Origin of the sequence: Undibacterium sp. TC9W, from assembly GCF_049339865.1 — a bacterium.
In the GTDB taxonomy this organism is placed as follows: Bacteria; Pseudomonadota; Gammaproteobacteria; order Burkholderiales; family Burkholderiaceae_D; genus Undibacterium.
The window spans coordinates 402,472-415,902 of record NZ_JBMPPJ010000001.1 but is presented as its reverse complement, the minus strand read 5'-3'; the positions used below and the strand labels follow the sequence as shown (position 1 = coordinate 415,902).

General features: G+C 52.8%; 5 protein-coding genes. 2 read left to right on the top strand and 3 right to left on the bottom strand.

What is annotated here, in order from left to right:
• Positions 1-33: 33 nt before the first annotated feature.
• Positions 34-5,805 (bottom strand): hypothetical protein, encoded by a 5,772-nt coding sequence (locus tag ACO0LN_RS01865; RefSeq protein WP_422970688.1) that lies wholly within the window; start codon positions 5,803-5,805, stop codon positions 34-36.
• 154 nt (positions 5,806-5,959) lie between these two features.
• Between ACO0LN_RS01865 and upp the strand changes: the two genes are divergently transcribed.
• Entirely contained in the window at positions 5,960-6,592 is a 633-nt protein-coding gene (upp, locus tag ACO0LN_RS01860; protein WP_162059120.1) for a uracil phosphoribosyltransferase, read from the top strand.
• 43 nt (positions 6,593-6,635) lie between these two features.
• Positions 6,636-7,802: a pyridoxal phosphate-dependent aminotransferase gene (locus ACO0LN_RS01855; RefSeq protein ID WP_422970687.1), complete on the top strand. Its 1,167-nt coding sequence runs from the start codon at positions 6,636-6,638 to the stop codon at positions 7,800-7,802.
• 45 nt (positions 7,803-7,847) lie between these two features.
• On the opposite strand, the gene ACO0LN_RS01850 is transcribed toward ACO0LN_RS01855, so the two are convergent.
• Both ACO0LN_RS01850 and ACO0LN_RS01845 read right to left on the bottom strand, forming a co-directional pair.
• Entirely contained in the window at positions 7,848-9,323 is a 1,476-nt protein-coding gene (locus ACO0LN_RS01850; RefSeq protein WP_422970686.1) for a DUF3999 family protein, read from the bottom strand.
• Positions 9,320-13,270 (bottom strand): DUF2339 domain-containing protein, encoded by a 3,951-nt coding sequence (locus tag ACO0LN_RS01845; RefSeq protein WP_422970685.1) that lies wholly within the window; start codon positions 13,268-13,270, stop codon positions 9,320-9,322. The genes ACO0LN_RS01850 and ACO0LN_RS01845 overlap by 4 nt, the downstream gene beginning before the upstream one ends.
• Positions 13,271-13,431: the final 161 nt, after the last annotated feature.

The window sequence follows — 13,431 nt, the reverse complement described above, 5'->3', positions numbered from 1 at the left end:
TGCGCGGCTTTTTTGTCCAGACTTTACCTCTCCTTAGCGGCTACCCGCCAAAGCCAGTTGAGTGGTCGTGACCTTACTACCTTCGTCCGCCTGTGAGGGTGCCTGATCTGCAGGAGCAGCCAACTCATAAGTCATGTGCAACCCGCCATTCACTTTCTCGACTGGCGCAAGCTGTTCCAACACGGCTGTCTTTTGCGTCACTGCGCGGGAAGCTGTTGCACCATTTAAAGCAAAATTGCTGAAACCGGCAAAACCTGCGATACCAGCGCACAGCAACAAACCGGCGATGACAGATGGGCGCAGACGGAAGCGTTTTTGTACTTCATCTTGCTGAACTGTCGCATCATAAGCCACAGTGATCGGTGCTGCTGCCAGCATTGGTTCAACCTGTTGGCGCCACTCTTCTGATGTTTGCCTGTTGCTGAGCAGTTTGGTGATCAGGGCTTGCGCCAGTTGTTCTGCTTCCTGATGCTCCGCTTCCAGCGTTTGTTTCGCCATTTCTGCCTCAGCTTGCAATTCTTCTTGCTGTTGCTGTATGTGCAGTCTGTTTTGTTCTTGCCATTCTCTGGCAGACGATAATGCCTGTTCAATGAATGCCTGGGCTGCAGCTTGTTGCTCAGTACGTTGTTGCAACATGGCTTGCAGTTCTGCTTCGTCAGCGGCTTGTTTTTCTAGTTGTACTTGCAAGGCTTTTTCGTCAGCGATGCGTTTTGCTGCGGCATCTGCCAGTGCCCGTTGTTTTCGCTGGGTTTGTGCTTCCACCGCGATCAATTGCTGTTGCAGTTCTTCTTGCAACGCTGCTTCCAAAGACAATTGCTCTTCGAGTTTGGCTTGCAGGGCACTTTGCTCTTCCATGCGTTTGGCGATAGCTGCATTGAGCGCCTGTTCTTTCTCCAGTCTTTGTGCTTCAGCAGCTTCCAGTTTGGATGTCAGCTCAGCTTGCAATACTGCCTCTATTGCCAAAGCTTGTTCAGCTTGAGCCAGCAAGTCATTCTCTTTCTCTGCACGTACTGCAAAGCTTGCAGCCAAAGCCTGTTCTTTTTTCAACCTTTGTGCTTCAGCGACTTGCAGTTTCGATGCAAATTCGGCTTTCAATTCCGTCTCTGCAGCCAAGGCTTGCTCGGCGTGGGCCAGCAATGTGTTTTCTTCTTCAACCCGTGCGGCTATAGCTGCGGCCAGGGCTTGTTCTTTTTCCAGTCTTTGCGCTTCCAGGGTTTCAAGCTGGCTTTCTTCCAATAATTTGGCGCGCAGTTCTGGCAGCGCTTGTTCATCAGCAGCTATTTGCAAAGCTGTAGCTTCTGCGATCTCACGCTCCAGCGCCAGTTTTTCTTGCTCCAGCGCATTGGCGATCAGCAGTTGTTCTGCGCGTTGCTTGCTTTGTTCTGCCAGTTCCGATTCCAAACGCACGCGCTCTTCTGTCGCAGCAATAACCAGACGCTCGGCTTCCATTTTTTCTTCTATGAGGCGCAAAGCATCCTGCGTCATTTGCAGGCTATCCATCTCCATCTGCTTTTGTTGCTGAATGGTGATGATTTCGCGTTGAGCCAGTTCTGCACGTTGTTGTTCTGCCTGCTGCAGGATGAACAGTTCCTCAGCACGACTCTGCGCTGCTTCAGTGGCTTGTTGCTCGGATACTGCCAGTGCATTTGCCAGTTCAGTTGCTTCTTTTTCGCTTTGCAACCTTGCCTGGATGGCGACATTGGCATCTTGCTCTGCATTGGCGCGAATTTCGCACAGGCTCAGGTATTCTTGCTCTGCCAGTTTGCGTTGTTCTGCTTCTTGTGCTGCTTTTTGTTCAACCGCCAATTTTTGCTGCACCAAACTCAGTGCTTCAAGTTCAGTGGTAGCGCGCTGGTTTTCAGTCATGGTCAGGGCTTCAGCTTCGCGCAATCTGGTTTCTGTCGCTTCTGCCGCCAGACGCTGGGCTTCTGCGTGTTCAGCAGAGCGGGCCAACAATGCTTGTTCAGCATTCGCCAGGCGCAATGTGGCTTCCAGAGCTTCTTGCTCCTTATAGGCACGTTCGCTTGCCGCTTCGGCAAATTCACGTTCTATCGCCAGTTTGGCTTGCAGGGTGATTTCTGCAGATTCTTCCTGTTCCAGTTTGGTTTTCAGCTCAGCACTGATTTGCTGTTCAACAGCGATTTTTTCCTGGCTGGCGCGGCTCAATTCCAGCAACAGTGCTGTTTTTTCTTCCAACGCGACAGCTGCCTGGCGTTTGATCAGTGCTTCTTGAGCGGCTTGTGCCAGCCATTGTTTTTCAGTTTCATTGAATTTTTCTGCCAGTTCTCGTGCTTGTGCTTCGGCAGCCTGGCGCTCAGTAATCAATTTGTGTTGCGCTTGTTCGGCCAACAGGCGCGCTTGCGCTTCTGCGGTAGCTGCCAGCTCTGCCTGTTGCTTGGCTGTCAGACTATCCAATACGGCTTGCTCAGCAGCGACACGTTGTTGTTGTGCAGCCAATAATGCCTGCTCTTGCTGCAAGCGTTGGGCCAGCAATTCAGCCATCAGGCTTTGCGCATCAGCATGGGCAGCCAGCTCCTGGAACAGGGCTTTTTCTGATGCGAGGGTTGCGTCAGTTGCGGCGCGGATGATTTTTTCTGCGCGGGCGCGGGCTTCGGCGAACCGCTGCGCTTCGGCTTCGCTGGACAAACGGCTTTGCACGTCTTCGTACGCTTCTTGTTCTGCCTGCAATTTGGCTGCTGTTGTATCCAGCAAGGCTTGATCATCTGCCAGACGTTGTTGCAAGACAGCGTCAAGTTCAGCAACTTTTTTGTTCTTTTCAACGACCAGTTCATGCGCTTTGTGCTGGCTGGCGGCATAGGCTTGTGCCTGGATTTGCAATGCTTGTTCAGCTTGCAGCTTGGCAGCTGTCAGCTCATTGGCTTCTTGTTCTGCCCTAGCCCTGACAGCTGCAGCTTGTGCATGTTGCTGTTCTGCTTTTGCTCTGGCAGTGGCGGCCTCTGTGGCAATTTTTTCTGCTGCCAGCTTCTCAGCTACGGCTTTTGCTTCCAGTTCAGCCGCATCTGCCTTTTGTTTTTCCAGTCTGGCTTGTTCTTCCAACGCCTGGGCTGCCAGTTGCTGGGACTTCGCTTTTCCTTGTTCAAGCTGCGCCAACTGGGTTGCAGCTTTTACCCGGGCGGCGGCGGCGGTTGCCGCTTGCTGTTCCGCCTTGGCTTGTTGATTGTTTTGTTCCAGCAGTTTTTTCTCTTCTGCTAATTTGCTTTCCATGGCAACACGCAAAGCTTGTTCAGATTGCAGACGGGCCAGATGCTGGTCGCGCTGCTCTTGCTCTACAGCTGCCTTGGCTTGCAATTCTGCTGTCAGGCGTTTTTCTGCTTCCAGTTTTTGCTGGACCAGATTCAGGGCTTTTTGCTCGGACTCTGCACGCAAACGCAAAGTCTTGCCGAGTTCTTCAGCTTCAATAGCCTTGGTTTGCGCCAGTACCGCAGATTGTTTTTGCAGATCAGCATGTTCCTGCATTTTTTGCAGACGTATTTGTTCTGCAGCGATCATGGCCTGACGTGCTGCACGGGCTTCTGCCTCTTGTTGCTGGCGAGCGTTCAGGACATCGGTATGTTCGCGGTCAGCGTGGGCGCGGGCGATGACTTGCTCGGCAGCTGATTTTTCTGCTTCCAGCTTTTCCTGGGCAGCTCTTGCCGCTTGCTTTTCTGCTTCCAGATGCATTTGCTCTGCACGCGCCATTTCTGTGGCTTGATGGCTAATCAGCAAAGCGACCTTGGCTGCCTTGCATTGAGCATCTTTTTGCAGTTCTGTTTGTTCCAGAGTAGTTTTTTCAGCATCGAGTGTTGCTTCCAGCGCCAGTCTTTCTTCGCGTTCTGCTTGTTCCCTTGCGGCTGCAATTGCCTTGGCCTCTTCTTCGGCACGCAGCCTGGCTTCGGCTTCTTGCTGGGCGGCTTGTTCGAGTTGCAGTTTTTCCTGGGTTGCCTTCAGCACTTGTTGCACTGCATTGGCACGGCGACGTTCTGCCTGTAGTTTTTCTTCCTGAAGTTCCATCGCTTTCACCTCATCATTAGTGCGTTGCTGTTGGACGCGCAGAAGTTCGCTGGCATCTTGGTTTTTCCTGGCAGCGGCTGCGGCCATTTTTTGCTGCAATTCCACCTGCTCCATGGTTTTTTCCAGGCTCAGTTTTTCTGCCACACATTCTGATTCCTGAGCTATGCGACGGGCATGCTCTGCCTGTTCTTGCATGCGCAAAAGTTCGGCATGAGATTGCTCTGACTTGGCCAGGGCTTCGGCTTCTTCCGTCATTTTGCGTTCAGCAGTCAATTTCTCCTGCAATGCGGCGGCGGCTTTTTGCTCTGCTGCAGCGCGCATTTTTTCAGCCATCATCAATTCCTGGGCTTTTTTGGCTTTATCTGCGGCTGCCAGGTTGGCGCGTTTCAGCAATTCAGCCTGGAAGGCACTGGCACTCAGGGCTTGTTGTTCAGAATCGGCTTTTTCACGAGCATCTTGTACTGCCTGTTTTTCCATCTCCAGGCGCTCTTTGGCCAGCTTGGCAGCGCGTTGCTCTTCGGCGACACGCTGGCGGGCATTGTCTGCAGCTTCCTGGTCAGCCAGACGACGTTGGCGGGCTTCTTCTGCCAATGCGGCTTCAGCAGCTTGTCTTGCCCGCGCTTGCAGGTCAGCTTGCTGTTCGTTTTCTATGCGCGTCATGGCAGTTGATTGCAGTTCGCGCTCTGCGCGTATCCGTGACTCGGTCACCATGCGGATTTTGTCCTCTGCTTCACGACGGGCTTGGGCAGTCGCGGCAGCAATCTTTTCTGCCTGTTCGCGTTTGTTGGCAGCAATGCGCAAGTCTTCTTCCGACTGCATGCGCAACTGTATGGCTTCTGCTGCTTTTCTTTCAGACTCCATCCTGGCCTGGGCGATTGCCTCTTGACCTTGTTCCAAGGCAACGCGCGCCAGTGCATCTTCACGGGCACGCAACTCTACCGGTGCGCGATTGATCGCATACTCCAGCGCCATGGCTTCTGCCTGGTCGCGCTCTTTACTGATTTGCAGGGATTCGCTGCGGACTTTGGCGAGCATTTCTGCCGTTTCACGGGCTTCGCGGTCGCGTTTTTCACGTTCGCGTGCCAGTTCAGTGATACGGGCATCAGCGCGGGCGCGCTCTTCTGCCTGTTGGCGGGCAGATTGTGATGCGGCAAAGCGTTCTGCAGCCCAGTTGCGTGCATTGGCAGTTTGCGTTGCTAGTTTTTCAGCTTCTGCATGGGCTTGAGAAGCCAATTCTGACTCAGCCTTGAACTGGTGCTCGGCTTTTTCTATGGCTTGTTGTTCGAGTTTGGCGCGCTGTTCTGATTGTTCACGGGCCCGTGACTCTATCAGTGCGCGTTCTTGCAGATTCCTGGTTTCTTCGGCGTTGGCAGCTATTCTGGCTTCACTTGCAGCGCGTGACTGGCGTTCTGCCATCAGTTTTGCCTGCGCGCCGGCGATAGCTTCTTGCTCCAATGCCAGTTTGCGTTGGGCCAATTCAGCGGATTCTGCTTCTGCCTGCGCTCTGGTTTCAGCCAGTGCTCTCGCTTGCGATTCGGCTTTGAATCTGGTTTCTGCTGCTACGGTGGCTCTGGCTTCTGCCTCTACCCGTGCGATGGCTTCACGAATACCTTTCACATCGATGCGGGTATTGGACTCAATTGCCTCTTCTGGTGGCAAATAATTGTCCTTGCGGTCGCCATGGCGATCGAGGGAGTAGTCTCCCAGAGATAATTTATTTAACAACGCCTGATTGCTGTCCATTTCTGCACTCCTGATCTGATAGTCGTTCACCGTCATTGCGGGCCCTGCCATGCCGGAACTTCTTATACTGGATTATCAATCAAGAAAAAATTGACGATGGCTGGAGCAGAAGTGGAAAAACACCTCAATTCCTGATTTATCCGTTTCCCTTAATGCTGGCTGGGACGTAAAATAGCGGTCAACTCAACATTGCAGGAGAATTACCTTGAACGAACTCGTTACCGAAATCAGACACCCACTGGTGCAACACAAACTGACGCTGATGCGCAGCAAGGACACACCGACGGATAATTTCCGCCGCCTCTTGCGTGAAATCAGCCAGATGCTGGCCTATGAAGTCACCCGCGACCTGCCGATTGAACTGGTCAAGATCGAGACACCGATCACCACCATTGATGCCCCAACCATCAGCGGCAAAAAACTGTGCGTAATCTCGGTATTGCGCGCTGGCAATGGCATCCTGGATGGCATGCTGGATTTGCTGCCAAACGCACGTGTAGGCCATATCGGCCTGTACCGTGACCCGGAAACACTGGAACCAGTCGAGTATTACTTCAAAGTGCCAGAAGATATCGCTGACCGCCTGGTGATCGTGGTTGATCCTATGCTGGCAACTGGCAACTCAGCCGCTGCCGCTATTTCCCGCCTGAAACTGCGTGGCGCGACGACGATCAAGTTCGTTTGCCTGCTGGCTGCCCCGGAAGGCATCAAGGTCATGAATGCGGCCCATCCTGATGTACCTATCGTGACTGCTTCTATCGATGACCATCTCAATGAACATGGTTATATCGTGCCTGGCCTGGGCGATGCCGGTGACCGTTTGTTTGGTACAAAATAATCGTTTTATATTAATGGCTTATAGTTTTTGAAGAGTTTCGCTGATGACGACTACTGCCCGCTTCGTACCTGAGTCTAAATTGCCCGAAGTAGGCACCACCATCTTTTCAGTGATGTCTGCCCTGGCAGCAGAGAACAAAGCGGTCAATCTTGGTCAGGGCTTCCCTGACTTTAGCTGCGACCCTGCTCTGCCTGCCCTGGTAGCGCAAGCCATGACGGATAATTACAATCAATATCCGCCCATGCCAGGCATGCCGCAGTTGCGCGAGCAAATAGCCGCCAAGATCAAAAATATCTATGGGCATGCTTATGATGTAAATACTGAAATCACCGTCACAGCTGGTGCGACCCAGGGTATTTTGACCATCTTGCTGGCCTGCGTACATGCTGGTGATGAAGTCATTGTCATTGAACCTGCGTATGACAGCTATGTATCCAGTATCAAGCTGGCAGGTGGCGTACCGGTATTTGTCAGCATGGAACTGAGTGCAGATGGCTATGCCATCCCCTGGGATAAAGTAAAAGCCAGCATTACGGACAAGACCCGTTTGCTGATGCTGAATTCACCGCATAACCCTACTGGATCGGTATTAAGCTTAGATGACATCACTACCTTGACCGATATCGTGCGTGACACCAGGGTCTTGATCGCCTCAGACGAAGTGTACGAACACATGGTGTTTGATGGACAGCGCCACGAATCACTGTCCCGCTACCCTGAGCTGGCAGAGCGCAGCTTCATCATTTCCAGCTTTGGCAAGACTTATCATGTCACTGGCTGGAAAGTCGGTTATGTGGCGGCACCGGCAGCACTGATGGCAGAATTCCGCAAGGTTCATCAATACAATGTCTTTACCGTCAATACACCTATGCAGGTGGGACTGGCGCAGTATATGAGCAAGCCTGCCCCGTATCTGGCCCTATCGGACTTTTATCAAAAGAAACGTGATCTGTTCAGGGCCGGCCTCGCCAATTCACGTTTGCGCTTGCTGCCATGTGCTGGCACTTATTTCCAGTCTGTTGATTATTCAGCAGTTTCCGACAAGACGGAGCTGGACTTTGCACGCTGGCTGACGACTGAAATTGGCGTTGCAGCCATCCCGGTTTCTGCTTTTTATCAGCAAGGCAAGGAATCCGGCATAGTGCGCTTTTGCTTTGCCAAGCAGGATGCTACCCTGCAAAACGCCTTGCAGCGCCTGCATAGCATTTAATTACCGTCAAAAGACCTGAAAACACTAAGATTGTAAAACAGGTGCTCAGGTCTTTGCCTTATCTTCTGACATATTCTTCAGCAGGGACCATACCATCCCGCCCAATAGCAACAAGCCAATACCCAATGACGCCCACAACCATGGCTTGTGTTCTTTGCCAGGAGTTTTCTCAGCGGCTGGTTTGACCGCAGCCTGAGGTGCGGCATAGTCGGCAATTTCTACACTGGCAATATCACCCTGCACTGGCTTGCTCAAATCCATTTTGGGGATAAGCGTTGTCAAAGGTATTGCAGCTCCCTCTTTGTTCTCCACTCCCCATTCCAGCTGATAAGGCGGTTTGCCACGCGCCAGAAAAACCAGCCTGCGCGGTAAGCTGGCGATCTGTATCTCAGGCAGGGTTTTGGCCAGCTTGCTGAATGGACTATCGGTTTGCAAGCGCAAAGTTTTATAACTGGCACCATCCATGAGTAAATCAGGTGATTTCACTTCGCCATTCTGTAGATTGATTTTATAGACCAGGCTATCATTCAACCAGACTTGTTGATCTACTACCTGTACTTCAGCATTGCGTTTCTGATTTCTCAAGACATGCAAAGGATATAGCGGACTATGCCTGTGATGATACGAGGACACCGGCGCAGTTGTCGTCGTCACCTGCGCCAGCACTGTGATATGTAACAGGGTGTTAGGCTCGCTCACCAGCAAACGCAGGCTGTCTATGGGCGTGTTGTCCGGGATGGAATAATCACAATAATTTGCACCACAAGCCCTCACAGGAATAGGCTTACTCCATTGCAAAACCGATGGTGTATAGACTTCTTGCTGGCTGTCTATGATAACGCTGTCCAGCCAGGGTGCATCTGCAGGATTATTCCAGCGCAGGCGCAAATACTGCGCACTGACATGGTGTAGCCTGATGCCAAGATTCTGCAACATGGAACCCTGATGACGCAATTGCACCAATTGTTCGCTACCCAGCGATTGCCAGTTTTTCAGGTCATTACTGCTTTCCAGCGTGAAGCCGAACATGCCATCTACCTGCTCAGCTATACCGAACCTGGCTTGCAATAACTTGCCCTTGATCTTGCTGACATCAATAATCCAGGCAGGAACAGGATTTTGCCTGGTGATTTTCACTTGCGACAAGGCGGTCAGTGAGCCATCTGCATTTTGCCGGAAGCTGCTGAAACTGCTGCTTTGTATATCTTTTACAAGAAACGCACTGACCGTAGCACTCTCAAGCTTGGCAGTCGCCGTTTCTACGTCTGCCCAGGCAAAGGACAAGAGATCACCTTCGGCATTACGCACGCGCACATCATGCAGATCAGGATGCAGGCTACCAGGGTAAATACTGGTTGGTATATCCAGTTGAAAATATGGGCCCGCTCCAGTGCTGGAGATGACTGCATGCTTTAGCTGCGGAGTAATCGCCTGTGCCGCAACGACAGCGGAAGCTATCGCACAGGTAGCCAGCAACAAGAGCTTCAGTTGCAATTTCATTTTCAGCTTGCTGATACTCATGACGTCTTCTCCTGATCTTCTGGTGTCTCGTCATCCGCGGATGCAGCCGCCGCCTGCATTTCTTTTGGCTTGACAGGCACAGGTGCAAAGTAACCAACCACCAGCAACAAGATACCAACGCCAATAAAAGATACGATACGGTATAAGCCGCCACGGTCTGCCAGTTCTATCAGGAACAGTTTCAACACCACGACGCCCAGCAAGGCAGCACCGGCTATCCATATACTGCGTGACATACGGCGGTTACCAAACAACATGACAGACACGCCGCAAATTGCCCAGGTAATGGAAACGGCAGCCTGACTCAGGCGCGAAGCAAACAAGGCATCGGCATCCCAAGGCACGCCGGCAAAATGGTGGCAACTGCGCAAGACCATGCCGGTCAACAAAGCCAGGGCTGTAGCGGCTACTAATGCTGTCGCAGCATGTCTGGTGTCTGTTTTGAGCGCAGCCACAGGTAAAGCGCGCCACCAGTGCAACAAGGACGCCAGCACCAGCCATTGCCCCAATTCCAGCGGATTCAGGAAAGGCAGATAAGGCAAGGGGCTGGCATCGCCCGCGCTGAAGGCATTGGTCAACCAACACCATGCCAGCAAATACAGGGCAACGGGCGCGCATGCCTGCTCTATATAGGCTTTACGGTAAGAATTAAGCGGCCATCTGACTGCCAGCGGTTTGGCGCCAATGAACCAGAAGACCAGCGCAGGCACCAGCACCCAACCCAGCAATGGCCAGCTTGACCAGGTGTCAGCCAGTGGCGCAAGACGCGCCTGTCCTTCGCGGGCTGCCAGCAACAGGAAGAACCAGAAACCGGCGATATGCGTCAGGCTCAAGAGTGGCGAAGAAGCAGCCATCCAGTTTTGCTGCTTCTTCAGTAGCTGCAAATGCCAGGCCAGTGCGAGGGGCCAGGCCAGCCAGCCCAGATTTGCCGATGGCAAATAAGACCCATCCGCACCGACCATACCTATCAAACCAGCAAAAATCAGCAAGGGCATAGTGACGATAGTGGCAAAACCCATTTGCGGCCATTGACGCCAGCCTGCCAGAGTCGCCATCAGGACAGAACTGAGCAGACCTATCACGATAGCAACGGTCGAAGAATAATTGCGGTGATCTGTGCGCACCAGGGCTTCCAGACTTTCAGGGAACCAGGCACTCAACCACCATGCCAGCCCCCAGACAACTGGCAAACCAAGCGCCAGCTTGCTATTGCACCAGGGATTGAGCCAAACCGATGGCAATTTTTGCCCTGAAGTATTGACCTCATCCGGTTTTGCAGCATGACCAAACCCACTCAAGTCCAGCAACACGGCACGCATTCTGGCAGCTTCAGCCCGGATCAGATCAGCACTGAGCCATGCAGACACAGCCAGCGACAAAGGTACCAAAAAGCCCAGATGCGCAAATACCGTGCCCTGGTATTTGCCAGGCTCCACCAGACACAAACCAGCCGCAATGACTTGCAAAGCAGCAGAGAAACCTGCCAGCGCACCATGCGACATGCGCAAACCGACCCATAGTAAGAGGCAGGCAGTTAAAGGCCAGATCAATGATGCCTGCGTCAGGTTGATGGCAAACAGCATGGCCAGATGTAACAGTGCGCTGCCACTGACAATGGCCACCTGGTTCCAGATTGGCCAGGCCGGCGGCAAGGATTGCGCTTGTGCAGCCCGCTTGGCAGCCACCATGGAGCGCCCGGCACTGAACAATATGCTGCCAGCAATGATCAGGGCAGCCAGGCCACCTTTCCAGCCATCTTCCAGCGCAGCATTGCCATTAGCGGCAACATGCAGGGTCAACATGAAAGACGCCAGCGCGGCCGCCTGCAAAGTGGCAGAAATATGTTCAAAAGCCTTCAACACATAACGACGGGCAATGGCCGATACCAGCAAGGCCATGACAGCCATCGCCGCAGCTGCAAACTGTGGAACCAGAAACATCCAGGGCAATAAAGCCAGTGACGCAGTACCCAGCCATGGCAAGGCTGCATTTGGCATGGCTTCCCAGCTTGCAATATTCTCTGGCCTGGCTTTTCTATGCAGATTCCAGACCACAAAGCAGCTAATTGCCAGCAATACCGGGCCCAGCAAACCACCCTGCAACAATGGCCCCGTTGCCTCGGGATTGACGTAGATACCATGCAAGAGCTTGTACGCTGCCCCGACCATGACAACATAGGCAAAACCGCGTGCATAAGGACGCTGCTGCCGTATACCCAACCAGTACATGCCTGCACCCTCTATGGCCCAGGCTGCACCTGTCCATGCGCCTTCCAGTCCCAATGGTATTGCCAGCGTGGCAAAGATGGCAGCCACGATGACATAGGCCTCTGCCAGCAATGCAAGACCTTGCCTGGCTCTGGAAAATACAAACCTGGCCAGCAGCAGGTAAAAGAAACCGACTGCCAGTGCTGAAAAGGCTGCACCAAACTCGGTATGTTTGACCAGCATGTATTGCATGCCAAAGGCGGTGATGGGATTGCCAAATACCAGGGCACTATCAACCCGCCCTACCCGCTTCAGAGTATCTAAAGGACCTTCCTGTACTTCCGCTTCTTTCAGGGTGCGGCGGGCGAACAGCAAGCCTATCAGGGCAAACAGGACAAAGAAGAAAATCAGGAAAGGCTGGACTATGCCGTACTGGCTATCGGTATAGTTTTGTTCTGCCCAGCCCAACGCCAAGGTAAAAGTACCGACAAAACCGATCAGGTTCAGCACACGCCAGGCATTAAACCAGGCAACCACGAAGATACCTATATCAAGCACGGCCATGTATGTGAACAAACCGAGCGGACGGTTTTCACCGGTGGAAATCAAAACAGGGGTAGCAAAACCTTCAATTGCGGCAACAATGGCCAGCACAGGCGCATTTTGCAAGACCGCCAATATGGCGCTGAGAACAGACACCAGGAACAGGAAGCCAAAGCCAACATCAGGAGAGATCAGCGCATGCAATTTCATTGCTGACAGTGTGGTCAGGTAAAACACCCCTATCGCCATGCCTTGCAATATCAAGGCATAGTCGCGGCGCTTGCTGCGCAAGAACCAGCCAAGTGCCAGCAAGACCACGCCAGACAGAGCCACACCTGCGTAACGCAGTTCCACTGGCACCGTGACCCGCTCTGCGGTATAGCGCAGCAAAAATGCCAGGCCCAGGAACAAGATCAGGACACCGACTTTGACCAGCGCATTGCCACCAAAAATCAGTTTCGCCAGCGGCGCAGGCACGCTTTCTCTCAACGTTTTTGGAGGTGGTGGTGGTGGGCGCTTGGCAACCGGCGGTTTTACGATGGCGGGACTTACTGTTGGCGATTCAATTGCCGTAGCTGCTGTAGCTGCTACAGATGCCAAAGGTTCTGCCGTCTGCACTGCTGTCATTGGAGTGACTTGTTCTGCAACGATTGCGGGAATTTCTCTGGCAAGAGTCGCTTCTTCCAAAGGCTGCATCTCCAGATCCAGCGCTGGTGGCTGCGCATTTTCTTGCGCGCCAGCAGTAACAGCGTCAGCCTGTGATCCAAATGCCGTTGTCAGCGGCACAGCTACGCTAGTACTGGCGTCGGCTGCTTTTGCCGCAGCAAGAGCTACCTGGGGTTCTGCCACTGTTTTTTCTTCTGCAGCTGGCTGGCTTACCGGTTCTGGCTGTGCTGCGACATTCTTAATGATCACGCCACCAGCTTTGAGCTCGGCCATTTCACGTTCCAGCGTTTGCAGCCGGTGTTCAAGTGAGAAGATTTTCTGGCGCATCTCTGCCATTACATCGACAGGTTTGCTTTGCGCAGGCTGGTGTACCGGTTTATTCGCCACCGTCTTGGCATCGGTATTAGTCTTGCGCGAACTAGCGATCAGATATCCAACAAAACCGCCGGTCAAAGCAAAAAAGAACATGGCAGCACCAGAACCGGTCGCCACGCCCAGAATAAAGCCGATAATTGCGCCCACAAACCACATATATCATTTCCTTGGATTACAGTATGCCAATGCGGCTAACGCCAGACTGTAAGGAAATTTTTAGAGACTTGCAATACTTATATCGCAGTGTGGGATGGGATTCCATACTCAAATCATGCCGCAGGCAACAGACTGCTATCACTAGCTGGCATTGCGCCAGC